Below are 391 nucleotides of genomic sequence, written 5' to 3' on the forward strand. Positions count from 1 at the left end.
CACTACGTATTATGTGAGTGTGAGCGGTGACGGGGTGTGCGAAAACGCAATCAATACCAGAAAGGCGGTGGTGGTGACTGTTAATCCTTTGGGACTTGATTCCGATATTACAGCCTCCGACGCTGTGATCTGTGCGGGAGCCTCCGCTACGCTGACGGCTTCATCCACTACGGTTACCACTCCGGTCTTCAGATGGTACGCCGACCAGACGACCACTACGGTGCTCAGCACTGGAGCTACCTATAACGTTAGTCCGTCAACAAGCACTACGTATTATGTGAGTGTGAGCGGTGACGGGGTGTGCGAAAACGCAATCAATACCAGAAAGGCGGTGGTGGTGACTGTTAATCCTTTGGGACTTGATTCCGATATTACAGCCTCCGACGCTGTG

The 391-nt window shown here is 52.7% G+C and carries 1 protein-coding gene; it reads left to right on the forward strand.

The annotated features are described in order from the left end of the window. On the forward strand, positions 1-391 hold a 391-nt coding region (locus tag ACHRV0_RS21615), incomplete at both ends, for a hypothetical protein (protein WP_395442514.1).

The sequence above is a fragment of the Flavobacterium sp. FlaQc-30 genome, from assembly GCF_044005885.1.
In the GTDB taxonomy this organism is placed as follows: domain Bacteria; phylum Bacteroidota; class Bacteroidia; order Flavobacteriales; family Flavobacteriaceae; genus Flavobacterium.